This window comes from Spirosoma daeguense (genome assembly GCF_054776875.1).
The window spans coordinates 1-21940 of record NZ_BAAHBF010000003.1; the positions used below are offsets into that span (position 1 = coordinate 1).

The window sequence follows — 21940 nt, forward strand, 5'->3', positions numbered from 1 at the left end:
TGGCAGAACTTCTGCCCCACCCGTCCCGAATCCAGTGGCGGGTTGAGCATCACGGGCGTCGAGTTGGTCAGCAGTGCCGGATTGATCAGGATCGTGGTCGAGACGTAGAACTGTATAAACTGTGAAGCATTAGGCGGTGGCAGGTTAATAGTCCCTTCGTTTCTGTTAGCAACCGATACCCCAATGGTATATACGCCCCCTCCGGGATAGGTGTGGATCACCCGGTAGACGTTGATGGAGGAGGTTCGGTTGTTGATATACGTTCGGGGCAACCGCCTGACTTCCTGCTGAGTGCCATCCCCAAAACAGATCGTGTAGGCTTCGGCCGCATCGGCGGCAGGCCTACCCCTTGGTGTTTCGTCGTAATAAGCCGTGAAGGTGATTTCGTAAGCCAGAGACGTGGTGGAAAGCCGTCGGGTGGTGATTTCACCCGCCCGTACGTGGGTGGCCTGGCTGACGGTGGGCCACAAGGCAGCCCCAAAAAACAGGCTCAAAAGCCCAATCGTGTACATGAACCGCATAAACGTATCGGATTTATTCTACAACGCTTTTGAGTGTAAAAGGTGTATAGAAAATAAGCCAATAAACGTTGTTTTGGGGTTTTTACTGTCAGATTCAATGGTTTTCCCCCATAAGCGTGGGTCATTGAACCTGACAGTCGAATTAGTAAATCGCGACGACTAATACAATACCCAGGTATCCTTACCGCCACCACCCTGTGAGGAGTTCACTACCAGCGAGCCTTTACGTAGTGCTACACGCGTGAGACCTCCCGGAATGACGTTGACACCATCGCCATAGAGAATGTACGGCCGGAGATCTACGTGACGCCCTTCGGCATGATCGCCAACCAGACAAGGTACCCGCGACAGGGAGATAGTTGGCTGAGCAATGTAGTTTCGTGGATTCTCCTGAATTTTCTGACGGAATAGTTCGTGTTCTTCCGGCGTAGCTTTCGGGCCAATTAACATGCCGTAGCCACCAGCTTCATTGGCTTCTTTTACAACCAGTTGCTCAATGTTTTCCAGTACGTAGCGGCAGTCTTCCTCTTCGCGGCAGATATACGTCCGTACATTCGGAATGATGGGCTCTTCATTCAGGTAATACTGAATGATACGTGGTACGTAGGCGTAAATAACTTTGTCATCGGCAACTCCTGTTCCCGGCGCATTTGCCAGTGCAACACGACCGCGTTTATAGACATCGAAAATGCCCGGAATGCCAATCATGGAATCTGGATTAAACGCGTGAGGGTCAAGGAACGTATCGTCGATACGTCGGTAAATCACATCGACAATCTGGAAGCCTTTGGTTGTTCGCATTTTCACGTAACCACCAGATACCACCAGATCACGAGCTTCAACCAGTTCAACACCCATCTGCTGAGCCAGATACGAATGTTCGAAATAAGCCGAATTGTAAATGCCGGGTGTCAGCACCACCACCGTTGGGTTAGGCCGGTCGGCAATGTATTCCAGCATCTGAAGCAGTCGGGTGGCGTAGTCCGATACAGGACGAACGCCTGTCTGAGCCAGTACTTCCGGAAATGTTTGCTTGATAAGTTCCCGGTTTTCGAGCATATACGATACCCCTGATGGACAACGGAGGTTATCTTCCAGCACCATAAACTGCCCATCGTCGCCCCGGATCAGGTCAGTACCTGTAATATGACACCAGATTCCTTTCGGCGGTCTGACGCCCAGACAAGGTGGTAAAAATGATTTACTGGATTCGATTAAATCGCGGGGTACTACGCCATCATTAAGAATGTTCTGCTCATTATAAACATCGTCCAGAAACATATTCAACGCTTTAATACGTTGGATAAGCCCTTCTTCAAGTCGATTCCATTCGGCAGATTCAATCACGCGTGGAATAATGTCGATGGGCATAATTCGCTCAGTACCTTCACCTTCCGAATATACGTTGAAGGTAATTCCCATACTCATCAGCGCCCGTTCGGCCGAATGTTGCCGACCAATAAGATCTTCGTGAGTGAGCTGTTCTACGCGTTCCTGAAAAGCGGCATAACCAGCCCTAACCTGTTTTTCTTCGGAGAACATCTCATCGAAAAAATTCTCCGTCTGATAGTCTTTAAACGAAAACTTAGGCAGAGACTGGCCCTGCGATTGGGTCATTCCATTAAGCGTTTGCGACTGTGATTGGCGGCTGTTTTGTTTTTTCATAAAATAATGTCTCGTAATATGAGAAAAGTGCCAAATAGAATCGCGCTAAAGATACCATCAAGCGAATAAAACATGGCAAAAATAACAATTTATACATACGACCCATGCTTTCGTTTCACATCGGTCGATACTTTTTTACATCATTTTGCGACAAACTGCAACGGTCTGCAATTCCTGTACGTAAGGTCAATATCGTCGGTAAACAGAGCCGATGGAAGTATACACCTTTTCCAATTTATTCAAAAATTGATCTATTAATCGTATGAAAACAGTGTTTTGGTTCAGTTGCATGATTGCATTGGTGGTGGGGTTGAATGCCTGTAACAAAACGGCGGTTGACCCGGATGACGATAGTGACGGAGCACGTGTGGCCAGCGTATCAGGCGATTCAACAAAAAAACCACGTAGCCTGACGGTTGTAGACGTAGCAAGTCTGCCTGCTACAGTTACGACGTACATCAGTACAAACTATGCTGGTGCAACCATAAAAGAAGCAGGCAAGGATAAAAATGGCGATTTTGTGGTATCGATTACGGTTGATGGTGGGGTTAAGCTACTACTCTTTAAAGCAGATGGTACGTTCGTAAAAGAAGCGGGTCGCAAATCGCGTCATGCGCCCGGTGATACAACAGGGCGGGGGAAACACGTAAAGGGCGATACGACAAAGACGCGGGGTGATTCAACCCGACATAACCGCCCCGGAACAGGTCGTGGCCCATCATCGACTACGGTAGCCACCACGAGCCTGCCTGCCGCCATTACTACGTATATTAATACAAATTATGCCGGAGCAACGATTGATAAAGCGGCTCAGGAAAAGAAAGATAGTGATTATATCGTGCTGATAATGACCGCCGATAAGAAGCGAGCCATTCTTGAATTCGCATCCGATGGTACGTTCAAACGAGCACGCACAGGAAAGTAAAAAGTAGCGATTGTTTATGGAGTAATGCAGAAAAAGACCCGTTTATGATGGGTCTTTTTTTTGATGGATAGTGAATAGTGAAAAAATAGTTTGTAAAACATTATCCATTATCCATTATCCATTATCCATTATCCATTATCCATTATCCATTATCTTACTAAAGCTTTACGCCAAAACGTTCGCCCAATTCTTCCAGACTTTTTATGACAGGCTCAACTACAGGAATGCCATTGGCGAGCCGTTCGGCTTCCATTGTTCGTTCTGGATCGCCGGGAATAAGCACTTGTTGTCCTTCAATGGCTTTTGCCTGCCGGAAACGCTGAATCCAATTGTCCATATGCGATTTGAATTCATCGGCTGGTCGGAAAGCGTCGATGCGCATAGCTCCGAAAAAGTGGCCGGTTCCAGCACCGACGCCTTCGTTGGCCTGCATAAATCCTGCCGTAGCGAATGGCGGAACCCAAGGCCCATAATTAGCTCCAGACAAAACTCCCGAAAAAATATCGACAATGGCTCCCAGTCCGTACCCTTTGTGCGAACCGTGCTCCCGGTCGGTGCCTAGTGGTACTAACGCACCGCCGTTACGTATCGCGTTGGCATCAACAGTTGGCTGGCCTTCGGAATCCTGTGCCCAACCGAGTGGAATATCCTGACCTTTCCGTTGGAGAATTTCGAGCTTACCGTAGGCCACGGCCGTTGATGCAAAATCGGCGAGAAACGTTGGCTCGGTTGCTGCCGGAATAGCTACGGCAATTGGATTGGTTCCCAGAAGTTTGTCGAGCGAAAAGGTAGGTGCAACCAGTGGAGCTGCATGGGTCATGGCCTGTCCGATCATATCGTGGTCGGCAGCCAACAACGCATGGTATCCAGCAATGCCGAAGTGATTGGAGTTACGAACGGCAACCCAGCCGGTTCCGGCAATACGTGCTTTTTCGATGGCAACCTGCATGGCCCAAGGTCCTACCACCAAACCCAAACCCCGGTCGCCATCGACAACGGCTGTTGACGGTGTTTCGTGGACAATACGCATCTGCGGTTTTGGGTTGATACGGCCGTTATCATACAGGCGAACGTAGCCTGGTAGTCGGGCAACACCATGTGAATCGACACCGCGTAAGTCGGCACTAACCAGTACGTCGGCGGCTAGGTGAGCATCGGCATCCGAACAGCCGATGGCACTAAAAATCTGCTCGGTAAACGAGCGAAGCTGGCTGGCATTAATCATAGCGCAAAGTTCAGCAAGCCGACGAATTATTCCTTGTTTTCCCGAAATAATTAAACGTTGGCGATACGTATGGAATCTATATCGCCAAATCATCCTGTTTCTATGAAAAAATTCCTGCTTATCACTTCACTATGGTTTTGGGCTCAACCTGCTTTTGCTCAGGTGATTATGCCTAATACTAGCGACGAACAACGTACTCAGGCTACGCTTCGGCAGGCTACGGTATTTCTATCCCGAGCCCAATTACTGGCTCATGCTACGGCTACGCTTGACGCTGGCACAACCCGGCTGATTATCGACAATGCTCCGGCTCAAACTGACCCGCAAAGCATTCAGATTACCGGAAAAGGAGATGCCATTATTCAGGGTGTTCAGTTTCGCACGAATTTTCTGACTAAGGCTCCAAAACCCGCTTCACTCCAGCGATTGGAAGATTCACTACGTATCAATCGGGAAACGTATGAAGGACTGATGTTACAGGAGGACGTATTGCAACAGGAAAAAAAGTTGATTCTGGCGAATCAGCAGATTGGCGGAAAAACCACCGGCACTACCGTGAAAGAAGTGGCTGAGATGGCTGCTTTCTATCGTGAACGACTCACGAAAATTGGGCAGGAGTTGCTTATTCTGAATCGGCGACTGGTAGAACAAAAAAAACGCGTAGAGCGGCTCGACGCACAGGTACAGGAGCAAAATGCAAAACGAGATCGGCCCGTGGGCGAAATTGAGGTGACCTTAACTACTAAAACAAAAACTACCGTTGAGCTGGATCTGAGCTACGTAGTGAGCAATGCAGGCTGGTCGCCTGTGTATGACGTGCGGGTGAGCAACACGAAAAATCCGGCATCGCTGGCGTGTAAAGCGCAAGTATATCAGAATACAGGTTTCGACTGGAAGAATATACACCTGACGCTCTCAACTGCTAATCCGGCATTACCCGGTTCCCAGCCACAACTGACCACCGATTATGTTGGATTTTACGAACCTCGGCCAATGCCGCGTGTCTCGTATGGGAAAAAAGTAATGGCTGAATCCACGGCCGTTCTGGAAGAAAAAATAATCACAAAAGCAGCTCCTACAGGTGGACGAGACGCTGATTTAGCGAACACAGCCAGCGTGACTGAAATCACCGAGCAGCCAACCAATATTAATTTTGAAATTGCGATCCCGTATACAATTCTGACGAATGGACGCCCGCATCTGGTAGATGTGCAAGTGGCAAGCGTGCCTGCTACGTATCGGTATGAACTGACGCCAAAGCTTGACAACGATGCGTTTCTGGTGGCGCAACTGACTGGCTGGGATAAACTGAATATGCTCAATGGCCCCGCCCGAATTTATTTCGAAGGTACGTTTGTGGGCGAATCGCAGGTGAATCTGACTGAGGTAAAAGACACGCTGATACTGTCGCTTGGCCGCGACAAACGTATCATTGCCAAACGCGAGCAGATTGAAGATCTTAACAGCCGGAAAACCATTGGCAGCAACCAGCGCGAAAATCATGCATATCGAATCAGCCTACGTAACACTCGTCAGGAGCCTGCTGAGCTGACCGTTTACGACCAGATTCCGGTCTCGACCGACAGTCGTATCGAAGTTGTTTTAACCGATGCCGGTGGCGCTGAATTAAATTCCGAAACTGGCAAACTAACGTATCGGCTAACACTCCAGCCCAACGAAAGTCGCACATTAACCTTTCGTTACGAACTCAAGTATCCTAAGGGTAAGACAATTGTGCAATAAGGTAACGTAGCGAATTTATCCCAGACAGCACGATGCTGTTTGGGATAAATTTATCCACTTTTGGTTTTCTTGTATCTGATATTTGTAACTGATTTATTGGATTTTCTTATTAATAATAAAATTTTTACAATCTATAATAATTTGTAAACCATTGTATTGTCTAAATTTAAACGCGATCTTAACTGTTAACCCCATAATTTATGAATAAACCGCTACAGAGTTCATTCGAGATAGTTTTTGTGCTACTTCTAGCCCTGTTTTCGGGTATAGTCAGGGGGCAAGCTGTATCTTTGACAACCTTGGGTAGTGCTTATACCCAGAATTTCGACACAATGTCGAATACGGATGGAAGTACCACCAATAACCTGACCATAACGGGTTGGTTCATGACTGAATCAGGCGGTGGGGCCAGAGATAATGAGCAATATGCAGTAGGTACAGGCAGTAGTAACTTTGGTGATACGTATAGCTTTGGTGCGAGTGGCAGCACAGAACGGGCGCTGGGTGGGTTACGTTCGGGTACCTTAATCCCCATATTTGGAGCGGCTTTTACGAATAACACAGGTGCTACAATCAATAGTCTACAAATTGCTTACAACGGGGAGCAGTGGCGATTAGGTACAGAAACAGCTGGCCGAATCGACCGCTTAAATTTTGAGTATAGTACAAATGCCACAGATCTAAACACAGGCACCTGGGCACCTATTGCGGATCTTGATTTTGTAGCCTCAGTAACGGCGGGAGTTGGGGCGAAAAATGGAAATGATGCTGCCAACAGAATAGCATTATCGACCACGATCAATAACCAGTCTATTGCTAACGGTGCTACGTTCTGGATTCGCTGGACTGATGTAGATGCATCAGGGGCCGATGATGGGCTAGCGGTAGATGATTTTAGCTTAACTCCTCAGGGTATTGTTTCTCCCAATCTGAGTATCAACGACGTATCGCTAAATGAAGGCAATGCGGGGACTACCAGTTTTAATTTTACCGTCAGCTTATCGGCCCCTGCCCCAGCGGGTGGTGTTACGTTCGATATTGCCACTGCTAATGGCACCGCAATAGCCCCCGGCGATTATACGGCCAAATCCTTAACCAGTCAGACCATTCCGGCTGGTTCATCTACCTATACATTTACGGTGCTTGTCAATGGTGAAACGTCTGTTGAGCCAAACGAAACATTCTTTGTAAACGTAACCAACGTAACAAATGCAGTTGTTACAGATGGGCAGGGGCAGGGTACTATTGTAAATGATGACGCAGCTCCTAATCTGACAATTAACGACGTAACGCTCATTGAAGGGAATGCAGGGACTACCAATTTTAATTTTACGGTGAGTTTATCGGCCCCCGCCCCGGCAGGTGGCGTTACATTTGATATTGCCACTGCAAATGGCACTGCAACAGCACCCGGTGATTATATAGCCAATTCGCTTACTAGTCAGACTATTCCGGCGGGAAGCTCGGTATATACTTTTTCGGTGCTTGTCAACGGCGATACGTCTGTTGAACCAGACGAGACTTTCTTTGTGAACGTAACCAACGTAACAAATGCAGTTGTTACGGATGGGCAGGGGCAGGGCACCATTTTAAATGATGACGCAGCTCCTAATCTGACGATTAATGACGTATCGCTCAATGAAGGTAATTCCGGTACTACTACGTTCAACTTTACCGCGAGTTTATCAGCACCAGCCCCGGCGGGCGGTGTTACGTTTAATATTCTTACAGCCGATGGAACGGCCATAGCACCCGGTGATTATACGTCTGCAGCGGGCACTGTGACTATCCCACAGGGTGTTTCAACTGGTAATTTTGCCGTGCTTGTCAACGGCGATACGTCTGTTGAACCAGACGAGACTTTCTTTGTGAACGTAACCAACGTAACAAATGCAGTTGTTACGGATGGGCAGGGGCAGGGTACCATTGTAAATGATGACGTTGCTCCTGTAATGTCTGCTACGTTGGCCGGAAGCAGTACCATTTGTGCAGGGCAATCGGCAACCCTGACCGCCACAATAACAAACGGGGCTAGTCCTTATGAGGTAACAATCAGTGATGGTACGTCAACGTCGGTTATTTCTGGATACGTTAGCGGAGCGGCTATTGTTGTGAGTCCCGGTGCAACCACTACGTATACCATCAGTGCGCTCATGGATGCCAATGGCAGATCGGCTAGTTCCGGCAATCTATCTGGAAATGCCGTGGTTACAATCGATGCGGTAACGGCCTCACTTAGCCCATCCGGATCAACAATCACCTGTAGTAATCCTTCGGTTTCATTAACCGCAACGGGCGGTACTAGTTATACGCTAAGCAATGGAGAAAGTAATAATACGGGTCTGTTTACGGTTAATAGCCCCGGAACATATACCGTAGTGGTTACCAATGCCAGTGGCTGTACGGCTAGCGCAACGGCATTTGTTGGCAGTAATAACTCGCCATTGCAAGCAACTCTTGAGGCTGATGGTTCACTAAGCTGTGCAAGTTCATCTGTAACCTTGTTTGCGATGCCTGCCGAGCAGTATCGTTATGAGTTTAGTGCTGGAGTTATACAGATGGGGAACGGCAACATGGCTGCGGTTACTGAAGCCGGTACTTACTCCGTAATAATTACCGCTTCCAATGGTTGTACGGCCACCGCGTCGGTAACGGTAGCGTATGAAGACTACACACCCATGATAAGCGTTACTCCGCAAAGTGCTACGTTGACTTGTAGTGAGCCCACGGTTACACTGGAAGCACTGGTTGAAGGACCAATTGTTTGGAGTACTGGCGAAACCACCCAAATGATCAGTGTTACGGCCGCAGGTGTTTACTCCGTAACTATATCGGATGGGGGCAGTTGCACAGCTAGCGCTTCAGCCGAAGTGTTTCAGGACAACTCCATTGCCACCGTTTCAATCAACCCAACCAGTGCTACGTTGAATTGTGGGAATCCATCCACTACCTTAACAGCCGTTGGTATGGGAACGTATCGGTGGAGTACGGGCGAAACCACGCAAGCCATCAGTGCTACGTCGGCGGGTACCTATTCCGTTACCTTAACTACAGGCAATGCCTGTACCGCTGTGGCATCAGCAGAGGTATTCCAGGATAATACGCCACCAGCCCTTTCGATCAATCCGCAAAGTGCTACGTTGACCTGCACGAATCCGAGTGCTACGTTAACGGCTAATGGAAATGGTACCTACGTATGGAGTACAGGGGCAATCAGCCAGACAATTAGCGTTACGTCGGCTACTATTTATTCGGTTACCTTAACCGCTGCTAATGGTTGCACGGCGACGGCAACGACAGAGATATTCCAGAATAATACGCCACCATCCATTTCAATCAATCCACAAAGTGCTACATTAAACTGCACTACAGCTTCGGTGAGTTTGAGTGCAATAGGTGCTGGAACATACTTGTGGAGTACGGGCGAAAAAACACAAACGATCAATGTTGCGTCGGGGGGGACGTATTCAGTTACGTTAACCACAGGGAATGGCTGTACGGCGGTGGCATCGGCAGGCGTGGTTCAGGATAACAGTGCGGCTACGGTGAGTATTAATCCAACCAACACTACGTTGACCTGTTCTAACCCATCTGCGACTTTAGCTGCCGTCGGTTCGGGAGCGTATCGGTGGAGTACGGGCGAAACCACGCAAACTATTTCGGTGAGTTCGGGCGGAACGTATTCGGTAACACTAACCGCTGGAAATGGCTGTACGGGTACAGCCTCGGTTACTATAACACAGAACAATTCGGCACCGTCGGTGAGCATCAGCCCATCAATCGGAACGCCGACTGGCGCTACGTTGAATTGTGGGAACTCCTCCATTACGTTAACAGCCGTCGGCACCGGAACGTATTTGTGGAATACGGGCGCCATCAGCCAAACGATTAATGTCACATCGGCCGGAACGTATTCAGTGGTTCTGACCGGAACGAACGGCTGCACAGCAACAGCTTCGTTGCAGGTCGTTCAGGACAACAGTGGCGCTACGGTCAGTATCAATCCGACCAGTGCTACGTTGAGTTGTAGTAATCCATCGGTGGTTTTATCGGCGGTTGGGCAGGGGTCGTATCTGTGGAACACCGGCGTTACGTCGTCTTCGATTTCGGTGAGTTCGGGCGGAACATATTCGGTAACGCTGACCGCAGGGAATGGCTGTAAAGCAACGGCATCCGTAGAAATAAGTCAGGATAATTCGGTACCTTCTGTCAATATTAGCGCTACGCCTTCTCTGACAATTGGCTCTGGAGAGAGCACTACTCTTACCGCATCGGGAGCTACTACGTATCTCTGGTCGACGGGAGTTACGTCTTCCTTTATTGTGGTAAATGCTGCTGGAATTTATTCAGTTACCGGCACTACAGGTAATTGTAAAGCACAGGCTTCGGCAACGGTTATTCAGGCCAATGTGCCGAGCGGTCCGTTTGCAATTACGGCGGTTACAACCAATGCCTGTACGCAGATTTCCAACAACCGCTACGTGATTAGTTTTACGCCCCAATATGGCGGACTCAATGGGCAACCCGTGAGTTTATCGGTCGTTAATGAGATGTTCCCGACTACGGCGCCGGGACCTCATACGTTGCAACTGTATAACGATAATCCGATCATTGTTCTCAAAGCGCAACAGGGCGGATCTTCACAAGAAGCTTCCTATACGTATAACTGGCTGGCCAACTGTCGGAGTCCGCAACCTAACACGCCACCGCGCGTTAATCAGCCGCTAACCGATCAGGTAGCCAAAGTGGGGCAGGAATTTGGTTACACGATTCCGCAGACAACTTTCACCGACAATGAGTCTCCACATACACTGGTGTTGAGTGTGGCGGGGCTGCCAGCCGGTTTGAGTTTCAGCCCACCAACGCAGATTGGGGGTGTGCCGAGCATGACGGGCGTGAGTACCGTGACGGTAACGGCGACTGATCCGCAGGGTTTGAGCGTGAGTGCCAGCTTTGTGCTGACTGTGGTAGAACCTTCGGCAACCAATACGCCCCCTGTTCTGGTAAACCCGATTGCGAATCAGGTAGCTATTCAGGAACAACCATTTGGACTGAACGTAGCGAATACGTTTACCGATGCTCAGACACCCAATGCACTGACTTTGACGGCTAGTGGCTTACCGACGGGGTTGAATCTGGTTGGTACGACCATAACCGGAACGCCTGCGTTGAGTGGTACATCGACCGTTACGTTAATGGCGACCGATCCGGGCGGGCTGACGGCCAGCACCCAGTTTGGACTTACGGTGCAACCGGCTTCGTCAACAATTGTTACGTCTTTCGCTATTACGGGAGTAAGCCCAGTGGCCTGTACGCAGATTTCTCACAATCGTTATGAAATCGGTTTTCAGTTGCAGTATAGTGGGCTCAACGGACAGCCCGTGAGTGTATCAGTCGTAAATGAGATGTTCCCGACTACGGCGCCGGGGCCATATTCATTGCAGCTTTATAACGATAACCCGACCATCATTGTCAAAGCCACGCAACAGGGAAGTGCAGGGGAGTCTTCATTTACCTACAACTGGCTAGCCAACTGTCAGAGTCCGCAAACCAACACGCCACCTCGTGTTAATCAGCCGCTAACCGATCAGGTAGCCAAAGTGGGGCAGGAATTTGGTTACACGATTCCGCAGACGACTTTCACCGACAATGAGTCTCCACATACACTGGTGTTAAGTGTGGCGGGTTTACCGGCTGGCTTAAGTTTCAGCCCACCAACGCAGATTGGGGGTGTGCCGAGCATGACGGGCGTGAGTACCGTAACAGTTACAGCGACTGATCCACAGGGGTTGAGTGTGAGTGCCAGTTTTGTACTCACGGTGAATCCTGCAAATGCGCCAAATCCCGGTCAGTTTAGCATAACTGGCGTGCAAACGATTAGTTGTGAGATAATTAACGCTGGCCTGAAGTTGGTTCGTTTCCAGCCTCAATACAGCAATGTGAATGGTCAGCCAATTCGTTTCTCGGTTGTAAATGAGCTTCTGCCGACTACTGCTTCCGGGCCTTACACGCTTCAGCTCTATACCGACAATCCGGTTATTACGGTAAAAGCTACGCAGGAAGGTACGCCAGGTGAGGCTAGTTTTAGTTATAACTGGCTGGCCGGTTGCAGCAATCCGGCGGGGCGTGAAGGGCTCAGCGATCAGCCTACATTAGAGGTTGTCGTACTTGGAAATCCGGTTATCGATGAGTATCTGGATCTGGAACTACGTAACGGGCAAGGGCAATCTGTGAATCTGACCGTAGTTAATGAGCAGGGACGTTCGGTTAGTCAGCTTAGCAAATTGTTACCGACCAATACCGAGCGATTACGTCTGCCACTTGGTAAGCATGTTGGGGTTTATTTATTGCAGATTACCAGTCCGGGCCATCGGCAAACGATCAAACTTCTGAAACAGTAGTGCCATAGTGTCCTACTAAAAATAAAGCCCTCCCTTAGTTCTTAGGGGAGGGCTTTATAGTGAAAAGACCAATACCGCCTTAGTGCGAATGGCCTTCTTCTTCACCGCCAGCCGCTTTCAATTGCGACAGTAGTGCGTAGGCACCTTTCACAACAACCTGCGTTTTTTTCCAGTCGATACGTTCAGGAAGGATAACCTGCGAATACCCGTTTTCGGTTATGCCCCGACGTACCGGAATCTGTTTGAACACCGTTCCATGCGTTTCAGCTTCACCGGCTTTATGATCGTGTTCGTCCTTCTCATGTCCAGCTTCCCCTTCTTCGTGTTCATGATGATCGGGCGCTTTTTCGGACGTAACAATAAAAATGTATTCTTTGCCTTCGTCCGATACAATTGCCTGTTCAGGTAAGGCCGTTACTCGACTGTCGCCCAAATCAAGACTGGCTTTCAGAAACGTATTGGGCGTCAGGCGCGCATCAGATTGATCAATCTTAGCCACTACCCGCACTGATCGGTCGGCGTCGATGGCGCGATTGATGAAACTGATACGTCCACTACGTTCCCGACCACTTTCGTTGTTGAGCAATAAACTCACGCGCTGCCCTTCTCGAAGCTTCGGTAAATCTTTCTCGAAAACAGTCAGTTCGGCGTATAATCCCTGACTGCTGGTGAGCCGAGCAATCACATCGGCAGGTTGCACGAACTGGCCAGCCGTAGCCGCTACGTCGGTAACTACACCCGATACGGGAGCCGTTACTACGTAGTGCGCGCTGTATTTCCCATCCAGCGCGGCCTGTGGCGACAATCCTACTAATTTGATACGTTGGCCCAGACCTGTTACGCGAGCCTGGATGGCCCGTAACTCAGCCGTTGTTTGCTGAAGTACTTTCAGTGCGCTAACGTTTTCGCGGCTTAGCTCCTGCTGACGTGCCAGTTCGGCCTGTAAGTATGTTAAACGGCTGTGACTTTCGGCATATTCCTGCTGCATCTGCAACAGTTCGGGGTTTTCGATACGAGCCAGTATCTGCCCTTTCTGCACCGGCTGGCCGGGCAGCAGCGGAATTGTGCGCACAAAACCGCCCTGCAAGGCCGTAATAACCACCTGACTCTGAGCCGGTACTGCCAATCGCCCGTTAACCTGCAAGACCTGACTTAAATTTCGGGATGCTACGTTACCCAGCTCTACGTCGGCAATTCGAAGCTGATCTTCAGATAGTTCAATCAGGTCAGTAGCTTCGTGCTCGTGCTCGTGTTCTGTTTCGGCTTTCTGCGCTGTCTCTTCCTTTTTACAGGCCGAGATAGCGCAGAATAATCCGAGAATGATAACCAATCGATATAAATTAAGCGTAGTAAACATCGGTTGTGCAGATTAAGGCAGACCAAGTAGTTGCTCCAGCGCAACCACCGCCTGATTGTATTGATTGATAGTGTCCAGATAATTGGTGCGGGTTTGATTGGCACGTGTCAATGCCTGACTGTATTCCAGATAATTGGCTTCGCCTGCCCGAAATGCTTTTTCGGCTCCGTCGGCCAGTCGCTGCGCTGTTGGTAAACCCGTTTGCTCGTAATACGTCAGGCTGGCCTGTTGCTTTCGAATGAGCTGAACAGCCGCCAAAAGTTCGCCCTGTAGATTTCGTTGGTTATAGGTCAGTGTTGCTTCGGCCAACTGCTGATTCATTCGCGCCGACTCGATGCGGGCGCGCTGTGCTTTCTGAAACACCGGAATACCAATGCCAAGCTGCACGCCCTGAAACCGTTTTCCGCCATTGAAATAGCGATCCTGTCCATCGATGTTTTGCGTTCCGATCAGCGACTGGTTGAAATAACCGACCGAATAATCGGGTCGAAGTTTTGCCTGTTCAACCGCAATCTGGCCTTCGGCGATGGTAATCTGTTGACGTAGTAAGGCCAGTATCGGATTCTGCGCCAAGGCCGAATCGGACAGAATCGGCAATTCCCGACGTGGCAACGTAGCGGTTGGTAAAGTAAACATAGCAGTAGTGTTCAGCAGGGTTTGTAGATTACTGACCGCAATTTCCCGATCGGCTCTCGTCTGAGCCAACTGATTTCGAACTTCTCCCAGCAGGTTATCGGCAGTAGCCACTTCCAGTGAGGTTCCTTCACCCGTACGTAATCGCACATCTGTTGCGCGTCGGAATGCACCCAAGAGACTATCCTGCGATGTTAGCAATTTCAGTCGCTCATTCAGGTAGGCCAGTTCCAGATATGCTCCTTTTACACGAGCGCGTAAGTCGTTCTGAATCAGTCGGGCTTGCAGTTCGCTTCCCTGAATATTGGCATCGGCCAGCCGTTCCAGACCACGAATCAACTTGCCGTTCGGAATACTTTGGGAGATGGTCAGGTTATTGTCCCAATTGAGGGAGTTATACTGGCCACTAATCAACGACACGTCGGTTCTGCCGATTTCGCGGGCGGTACGTCGGTTGGTCTGCTGAATGGCGATGTTCAGGCTATTGACCCGATTCGAGCCATTATTTGCCTGCGCCTGTGTCAGTGCCGATTCCAGCGTCAATGGTGTTTGCGCCGTTGCCGTCGACTTAGCAGCGATGAATAAACCAATTGGCAACAGCCAGCTTGCCAGATTACTCGTTATCGTTGGAGTGCGGCTTTCTTTTGATCGACCAAAATACGTTTCTTCCCACCAATATAGACAAGGTAAAACCAGCAACGTGAGCAACGTAGCAGAAACTAGTCCGCCAATCACAACGGTAGCCAGCGGACGCTGTACCTCGGCCCCTGCGGTTTGCGCTAATGCCATCGGCAGAAAACCCAATGAAGCCACTAACGCCGTCATCATTACCGGACGAAGGCGGGTGGCTGTACCTTCCAGAATAATTGTTCGTAAGTCCGTCTGACCGCTGGCTTTCAGGTGATTGAATTCGCCGATGAGCACAATGCCGTTGAGCACCGCTACGCCAAACAAGGCAATAAAACCAACCCCTGCCGAAATACTAAATGGCATATCGCGCAGCCAGAGCGCAAAAACGCCACCTATAGCCGCCAATGGGATAGCCGAAAAAATGAGCAGGCTTTGTCGTATCGACCCAAACGTAAAAAACAGCAGGGCAAAAATGAGCGCCAGTGCTACGGGAACTGCAATTGCCAGTCGATTCTTGGCTTCTTCCAGATTCTGGAACTGGCCGCCATACGTAACGTAGTAGCCCGGCGGTAACTTTATCTGCTCATCAAGCTTTTGCTGAAGCTCGTTCACTACGCTCTCTACGTCCCGCTCGCGCACGTTGAATGCTACGGTGATACGTCGCTGGGCATTTTCGCGCTGTATCTGATTCACACTGTTCTGAAATGAAACCTCGGCCAGTTGACTTAGCGGAATTGTTTGCCGCTCCGACGTAGTAATCAACAGATTCTGAACATCTTCGAGCCGTTGACGGCTTTGCGATTGGAGCCGCACGACCAGCTCATACCGCCGTTCGCCTTCGTAGACCATTCCCGCCGATGCGCCCGCAAACGCCGATTGCAAATAGCGATTGGCTTCTTCGACCGACAAACCAAAACGAGCCAGCGCATCGCGGTCGAACCGGACAACGATCTGTGGCAACCCTTTCACCTTCTCCACGTATAAATCCTGCGCTCCTTTTACGGAACTGACAACTTTGCCGATACGTGGTGCGTAAGTGGCCAATACGTTCAAATCTTCGCCGTAAAGCTTCACCGCTACGTCCTGTTTCACGCCGGTCATCAACTCACTGAACCGCATTTGAATGGGTTGTAGAAAACCGAACTCCACACCCGGAATCTGACTCAGTTTCGCCTGCATTTTCTCGATAAGTTCTTCCTGACTATCGGCCGATGTCCATTCGGCGCGGTCTTTCAGAATCACCATCATGTCGGTGGCTTCCAGCGGCATCGGGTCGGTCGGAATTTCACCGGCTCCGGTTTTGCTCACCACTTCGATTACTTCGGGGAAATTTTCCTTGAGCATTCGTCCGCCCTGTAAAGCCGCTTCAATCGATTCCGACAACGACGAACCGGTCATTACGCGCGTTTCAACGGCAAAATCACCTTCGTCGAGTTGCGGAATAAATTCACCACCCAATCGACTAAATACAAAAAGTGCCACGGCAAAAAGACCGACCGATACCCCAACGACTAAGCCTTTTCTAGTCAACGTCCAGCGAATAGTGGGGTCGTAGATTCGGTGGAAAAAGGCCATAATTTTATCCGAAATGGTTGGCTTGTTCACTACGTCGATTTTTTTGCTCAGAATCAATGCGGAGAGCATCGGCACATAAGTTAGCGACAGAATAAAGGCTCCGGCGATAGCAAAAACGACCGTTTGTGCCATTGGGCGAAACATCTTTCCTTCGATGCCCACCAGTGCCAGAATCGGCAGATACACAATCAGGATAATGATTTCGCCAAATGCCGCCGACGACCGAATGCGACTCGCCGATTGGTAAACCTCTTCGTCCATTTCGGACTGGGTGAATGATTGAATTGTTTTTTCATTCACTTTTTCAGCATCCACTGCGGCACTCTTTCGCTTTTGCAAATGGTGTAGTGTGGCTTCGACGATGATGACGGCTCCATCGACAATAAGGCCGAAATCAATGGCACCGAGGCTCATCAGATTGCCCGATACGCCAAACAGATTCATCATCGAAACGGCAAATAGCATCGATAGCGGAATCACCGACGCAACTACCAGCCCGGCCCGCCAGTTGCCCAGCAAAAGCACCAGCACAAAAACCACAATCAAAGCACCTTCGATCAGGTTTCGTTCAACGGTTCCGATGGCTCGGTTCACCAGTTTGGTACGGTCGAGAAAGGCGTGAATTTCGACACCTTCGGGCAGCGATTTTTTGATCTGTTCGATACGTTGCTTTACGTTACCAATCACTTCCGACGAATTGGCTCCTTTGAGCATCATCACAATAGCTCCTACTACTTCGCCTTCACCGTTCCGTGAACCTCCGTTCCGGGTCATTGCACCGTAGCGGACGGCATTTCCAAAACCAACCTCTGCTACGTCGCGAATCTGAACGGGAATACCTTCGTCGGTTTTACGAACAACAATTTTACCGATGTCGGCCAGTGAGCTTATCAGCCCTTCGGAACGGATAAAATACGCGTTTGGCCGACGGTCGATGTAGGCACCGCCCGCGTTTTGGTTGTTACGTTGGAGGGCCGTAAATAGATCGTCCATCGTTACGTTGGCGGCTCGAAGTCGCTGAGGATCAACGGCTACTTCGTATTGTTTCAGGTATCCGCCGAAACTGCTGACATCGGCCACGCCTTTCGTGCCCAGCAATTGTCTGCGTACAATCCAGTCCTGAATCGAACGTAGCTCGGTAGCCGAGTATCGTTTTTCGTAACCCGGTTTTGCCCGGATTAAATATTGATAGATCTCGCCCAGCCCCGTTGTTACCGGAGCTAGTTCGGGGTTCCCCGCTTCGGATGGAATCTGCGAGCGAACCTGTTGTAAACGTTCGAAAACCTGCTGACGAGCCACCAGCCCATCGACATCATCGTCGAACACAATGGTAATTACTGAGAGGCCAAAGCGCGAAATGGAACGAACTTCTTCCAGATCGGGCAGCGTTGCCATGGTTTGTTCAATCGGAAAACTAATCAGACGCTCTACGTCTGCTGCCGACAGAGCCGGACTTTGGGTGATAACCTGAACCTGGTTATTAGTAATATCGGGCAGGGCGTCGATGGGAAGGCGGGTCAGTGAGTAACCGCCCCAAATGATCAACGCAAGCGTAAACAACCCGATAACCAGCTTATTCTGAATAGAAAAATGGATAATGCGATCCAGCATAATCGAATCTGAACAAGTGAATGATAAATGGATGCTGCGCACGACCGAATAGCACACGCTTGTTTGAAAAAGCGCGTTGCTTCAATCATGAACATCAGAATTGTTCAGGCCCGAAGTTGGGGAGGCTGCCAGATGCCCAGCATTACGTCGAACTGGTTTGGCGAGCGATACGTAAAGATTTGCCGCTCAGGGGCTGATTCAGACGAATCGGCTGGCAGTAAATAGTTGAATGGTTGCGGAGTTGAAAAGCCCAGACACGTAGCGCAGTGGCAAAAGGGACTACAGGGGGCTTTATGACCTTGCTCATGGTCATGCTCGGCAGGCGGAGACGTTGATTCGGTGGTTGCGCTGTTTTCGTGAATATGGCAATCGGCATCCGGGCAGGGTAAGCCCGTCAGCAGCAACAGCCAAAGCGAAAACAGATAAATAAACAGTCTCATGGTTTAAAAATACAGGTAGGCCGAATGCAACAGGTAGTCAAAAAGTAAATAAGTTATCAGACGGCGTGATTTTCAGTGATTTATCCAAATTTTTACAAATAAAAGCTTGTCGTAGTTTCTTAATTTAGAGTCGCCTTTACTCATCTATTAATTGTATCACGTACCTGCTTCCTCAAACGATGAAAATACGTATCATTACTTTTCTCTTCTTGCTTTCCGCTACGTTCGCCCATGCGCAGGCTCCTGATTTTTCTGCCGAATGCAAAGCCCAGATGCAGAAACTGGCTTATCTGGCGGGTAATTGGAAAGGCGATGCTACGTATACGCGAGGGCCCGGAAAAACAGAAACGCTTGCGCAAACCGAACGTATCGAATGGCGGCTCAACGGGGTTGTTCTGGAAATTGAAGGTACAGGCCGAAATCAACAAACCAACGACGTAGCGTTCAATGCCTTTGCAATCGTGAACTATGACCCCATAGCGAAGAAGTTCAAGTTCAAATCGTACGTAAAAGAAGGGTTTACAACCGACGCTTATTTCGAGGTTTTAGCCGAAAATAAATTTGAGTGGGGTTTCGACGTACCGAACAATGGCGGCAAAACCAAGTATATCATCACGCTCGATCCAACCCAGAAAACCTGGTATGAAACCGGTGAATTCAGCCGCGATGGCAGCAAGTGGTTTAAGTTTATCGAGCTGAATCTGAAAAAACTCGATTAGTGCTACGTAGCAGTCAGGACCGTAACCGCTTTGTTAAATAGTTACGAATGGGTTTATCTAAAAGTATCAAAACCAGATAGGCGAATCCTATCAGCAGACAAACGCCTACGATTGTGATAATGGTCAGTTGGTGCGTTGTCGGTTTTTTTACTTCGATATAACTCAGCAACAGCCATAAAAACGGGTAATGCACCATATAAAGCGGATACGAAATCTCGCCAGAAAAATGGCAAATTCTCCGCAGTGCTGCTTCAGGACGAGCACCTGCTCCCACAGCAATCAGAAAAGGGAAATAGAAAATGACGACCAGCGAATCCACAAACCAGTTAACTGGTTTCGAGAATGGAATCAGGAAAGCGCCAAGCAATAATAGGCTGATTACCAGAAAGCCAAGGCGAGATTTAATGATCCACTTCGAGCGAAAAACGAGTATACCAGCCAGAAACGAATAAAAAGCCCGCAGACCACCCGCCGTCACATTATCGCCACCAAAGCCAACGCCCAGAAACGTAGATTGGCGGGCTTCGTTGACCAAAAGAATGGCAGCCAGAATGGTTAAAAGCCATACCCATTTCGTTGGTAATTTAATCAGAACGAATGCGTACAGAAGATTCGCGATATATTCCCAAAACAACGACCAGGTGGGCGGATTTAGATGAAACAGATTAAAATACCGCTCCCGCACCAAGGGGTAGGGAATCATCAGACAGGACGTAACGAACAGGAGTATAGTCTTGTCGGCATATTTTTGATGAAGCACACTGTATGGGTCAAAAATAAACGTTAACAAGCCAATCAGGGAGCCAACAATGACCAGCGGATGCAAGCGAATCAGCCTACGTTTTAAGAAACGGGCAATCCCGATTTTCTGAACTTTCTGATCATAGGCGTACGCGATGACAAATCCTGATAAACAGAAGAAAAAATCAACGGCCAGATAAGCGTGCGCAATGAAATTGTTGTGATAGTCGGGCGTAATGAACTCCATAAAATGGAAGATGACCACCGCTATGGCGGCAATTCCCCGAAGCCCGTCTAAAATTTCGAAATGGTGGTTGGTTGTCAGCGAAATCGTTACTGGTTTTACCTGACTCATTAGTATTTACCGAAACCGCAATATTACTACTTTACCGGGTGGAACGTAGCGGTATAAGCTCCGATTGACACACAAAATGAAGAACAGGAATCGGTCTGACAATTCGGGAAGAAATAAATACGGCCATTTACTTTTAAATACAAAGTACTTTTTATTATGTTTGTGTTTATTTGGACACTTATGCCACTATCGTCTACCCTCAACCGAATTCATGCTGAAGCAAAGCAGAATAAATGGCTTCGTTATTTTGCCGTTTTTAATCGGATAGCCCTAGCCGCTGGTTTTTTGCCATCGGGATACGTAAAAATTGCGGGGGAACGCTTCACCGCGTTATCGAACAATCATCCACTAGGGCATTATCTGGAAGCCCTCCACCACACCGGCTATTATTACACTTTCATTGGCGTAGCGCAGGTAACGGCGGCTATTTTGTTGTTGATACCCCAAACGGCAACGCTCGGCGCTTTACTTTACTTTCCGATTATCCTGAATATTAGCGTTCTAGTGCAGGCGACGCGCTTTGATGGCGGGATTATGGCTCCCCTGATGACACTCGCGAGTCTGTATCTTCTCTGCTGGAATTACGACCGGATCAAGTATATTTTCCCATTCAACCAGCCTCCGCTTCCTGATAATTTATACACTCAGAAAGCGTTGAACACTACGTTCCCGACGAAGTTTTTCGTGGGCGTACTGGCCACAGTCGTTACGGTAATCTTGCTGCTCCTGAATGTCTACCGAAACAGCATCATGCCCCGTAACATTTTGCCCGATTGCGAACTACAATGCCGAAACAGTCCGAACCCGGAAGCCTGCCATGAGTTCTGCGATTGTATTCACGTAAAGGGCCAGCCGCTCGACAGTTGCCTAAGTCAATATGATAAAGCGATGAAGAGTACGATTCACATAAAGTAATCTCTGCTACGTCCGTTCATAACGTAGCGCCAAGCCAATCCTGAACCAGTTTCGTTAATTTGTCTTTAGCCGTAACAATCGAATCCATATCTCTGAACGTAGCAACGGCCCGGTCGTTTGTTTTCCAGACCAGCAACCCATAATCTTCGGTCAATAGTTTTTCGTTACGTGGTTCCTGCACCTTTACGCCTTGATGAAAAATAAGCTGAATCTGTTTCGGCGGATGGATTTTCATCGTTATCCGATCGTCTGTACCTGCCGAATAGTTAGGGCCGTTCCACTTAATATTCTCGGTCAGTAAGTCATTCGCTTCGAGAATAATCAGCCGGAGTGCATCAATTTCCTTTCTGAACGGATGATTTAGTGGATCTAAAAACTGGGTAACCTGTTCGTTTTGTTTCATTTTTTGGTTTGCTTGTTCGTAAACGTAAAATCGTTGGCTGGGTAATCGATGCAAACAGGTACATTTTACGAAATTTTCGTA

General features: G+C 48.9%; 12 protein-coding genes and 1 pseudogene. 5 read left to right on the plus strand and 8 right to left on the minus strand.

Features of this window, described 5'->3' with window-relative positions; genetic code table 11:
- A pseudogene (locus ACYVD4_RS09350) lies at positions 1-521 on the minus strand (gliding motility-associated C-terminal domain-containing protein); the annotation flags it as partial.
- A 159-nt stretch (positions 522-680) separates the two neighbouring features.
- Entirely contained in the window at positions 681-2186 is a 1506-nt protein-coding gene (locus ACYVD4_RS09355; protein ID WP_460944782.1) for a circularly permuted type 2 ATP-grasp protein, read from the minus strand.
- A gap of 262 nt (positions 2187-2448) precedes the next feature.
- Between ACYVD4_RS09355 and ACYVD4_RS09360 the strand changes: the two genes are divergently transcribed.
- On the plus strand, positions 2449-3111 hold the full coding sequence (locus tag ACYVD4_RS09360) for a PepSY-like domain-containing protein (protein WP_460944784.1): 663 nt from the start codon (positions 2449-2451) through the stop codon (positions 3109-3111).
- A 157-nt stretch (positions 3112-3268) separates the two neighbouring features.
- Here ACYVD4_RS09360 and ACYVD4_RS09365 read toward each other — a convergent pair whose 3' ends face one another.
- Positions 3269-4336 carry an Ldh family oxidoreductase gene (locus ACYVD4_RS09365; RefSeq protein ID WP_460944786.1) on the minus strand — a complete coding sequence of 356 codons (1068 nt, stop codon included), beginning with the start codon at positions 4334-4336 and terminating at the stop codon, positions 3269-3271.
- A 102-nt stretch (positions 4337-4438) separates the two neighbouring features.
- Here ACYVD4_RS09365 and ACYVD4_RS09370 point away from each other — a divergent pair, with 102 nt between their 5' ends.
- Together ACYVD4_RS09370 and ACYVD4_RS09375 are read left to right on the plus strand one after the other, a co-directional pair.
- On the plus strand, positions 4439-6079 hold the full coding sequence (locus tag ACYVD4_RS09370) for a DUF4139 domain-containing protein (protein ID WP_460944788.1): 1641 nt from the start codon (positions 4439-4441) through the stop codon (positions 6077-6079).
- A gap of 200 nt (positions 6080-6279) precedes the next feature.
- Positions 6280-12480: a putative Ig domain-containing protein gene (locus ACYVD4_RS09375; RefSeq protein WP_460944790.1), complete on the plus strand. Its 6201-nt coding sequence runs from the start codon at positions 6280-6282 to the stop codon at positions 12478-12480.
- A 79-nt stretch (positions 12481-12559) separates the two neighbouring features.
- Here the strand turns inward: ACYVD4_RS09375 and ACYVD4_RS09380 are convergent, their stop codons facing one another.
- The 3 genes from ACYVD4_RS09380 to ACYVD4_RS09390 form a co-directional block, all read right to left on the minus strand.
- Positions 12560-13837, minus strand: a complete 1278-nt coding sequence (locus ACYVD4_RS09380) for an efflux RND transporter periplasmic adaptor subunit (RefSeq protein WP_460944792.1) — start codon at positions 13835-13837, stop codon at positions 12560-12562.
- A 12-nt stretch (positions 13838-13849) separates the two neighbouring features.
- Entirely contained in the window at positions 13850-18286 is a 4437-nt protein-coding gene (locus ACYVD4_RS09385; protein ID WP_460944794.1) for a CusA/CzcA family heavy metal efflux RND transporter, read from the minus strand.
- A 104-nt stretch (positions 18287-18390) separates the two neighbouring features.
- Positions 18391-18726, minus strand: coding sequence for a hypothetical protein (locus ACYVD4_RS09390; RefSeq protein WP_460944796.1), 336 nt, complete (start codon positions 18724-18726; stop codon positions 18391-18393).
- A gap of 179 nt (positions 18727-18905) precedes the next feature.
- Here ACYVD4_RS09390 and ACYVD4_RS09395 point away from each other — a divergent pair, with 179 nt between their 5' ends.
- Entirely contained in the window at positions 18906-19445 is a 540-nt protein-coding gene (locus tag ACYVD4_RS09395) for a hypothetical protein (RefSeq protein WP_460944798.1), read from the plus strand.
- Positions 19446-19458: 13 nt separating this feature from the next.
- Here the strand turns inward: ACYVD4_RS09395 and ACYVD4_RS09400 are convergent, their stop codons facing one another.
- Positions 19459-20541 carry an acyltransferase family protein gene (locus ACYVD4_RS09400; RefSeq protein ID WP_460944800.1) on the minus strand — a complete coding sequence of 361 codons (1083 nt, stop codon included), beginning with the start codon at positions 20539-20541 and terminating at the stop codon, positions 19459-19461.
- Positions 20542-20697: 156 nt separating this feature from the next.
- On the opposite strand from ACYVD4_RS09400, the gene ACYVD4_RS09405 reads away from it, so the two are divergent.
- A complete protein-coding gene (locus ACYVD4_RS09405) occupies positions 20698-21456 on the plus strand; it encodes a DoxX family protein (RefSeq protein ID WP_460944801.1) in 759 nt (252 codons plus the stop codon).
- 16 nt (positions 21457-21472) lie between these two features.
- On the opposite strand, the gene ACYVD4_RS09410 is transcribed toward ACYVD4_RS09405, so the two are convergent.
- Positions 21473-21859: a DUF1801 domain-containing protein gene (locus tag ACYVD4_RS09410; protein ID WP_460944803.1), complete on the minus strand. Its 387-nt coding sequence runs from the start codon at positions 21857-21859 to the stop codon at positions 21473-21475.
- Positions 21860-21940: the final 81 nt, after the last annotated feature.

Excerpts from the sequence above, each read along its gene's own strand:
- ACYVD4_RS09355 (WP_460944782.1), bottom strand. The coding sequence starts at position 2,186 with ATGAAAAAACAAAACAGCCGCCAATCACAGTCGCAAACGCTTAATGGA.
- ACYVD4_RS09360 (WP_460944784.1), top strand. The coding sequence starts at position 2,449 with ATGAAAACAGTGTTTTGGTTCAGTTGCATGATTGCATTGGTGGTGGGG.
- ACYVD4_RS09365 (WP_460944786.1), bottom strand. The coding sequence starts at position 4,336 with ATGATTAATGCCAGCCAGCTTCGCTCGTTTACCGAGCAGATTTTTAGT.
- ACYVD4_RS09370 (WP_460944788.1), top strand. The coding sequence starts at position 4,439 with ATGAAAAAATTCCTGCTTATCACTTCACTATGGTTTTGGGCTCAACCT.
- ACYVD4_RS09375 (WP_460944790.1), top strand. The coding sequence starts at position 6,280 with ATGAATAAACCGCTACAGAGTTCATTCGAGATAGTTTTTGTGCTACTT.
- ACYVD4_RS09380 (WP_460944792.1), bottom strand. The coding sequence starts at position 13,837 with ATGTTTACTACGCTTAATTTATATCGATTGGTTATCATTCTCGGATTA.
- ACYVD4_RS09385 (WP_460944794.1), bottom strand. The coding sequence starts at position 18,286 with ATGCTGGATCGCATTATCCATTTTTCTATTCAGAATAAGCTGGTTATC.
- ACYVD4_RS09390 (WP_460944796.1), bottom strand. The coding sequence starts at position 18,726 with ATGAGACTGTTTATTTATCTGTTTTCGCTTTGGCTGTTGCTGCTGACG.
- ACYVD4_RS09395 (WP_460944798.1), top strand. The coding sequence starts at position 18,906 with ATGAAAATACGTATCATTACTTTTCTCTTCTTGCTTTCCGCTACGTTC.
- ACYVD4_RS09400 (WP_460944800.1), bottom strand. The coding sequence starts at position 20,541 with ATGAGTCAGGTAAAACCAGTAACGATTTCGCTGACAACCAACCACCAT.
- ACYVD4_RS09405 (WP_460944801.1), top strand. The coding sequence starts at position 20,698 with ATGTTTGTGTTTATTTGGACACTTATGCCACTATCGTCTACCCTCAAC.
- ACYVD4_RS09410 (WP_460944803.1), bottom strand. The coding sequence starts at position 21,859 with ATGAAACAAAACGAACAGGTTACCCAGTTTTTAGATCCACTAAATCAT.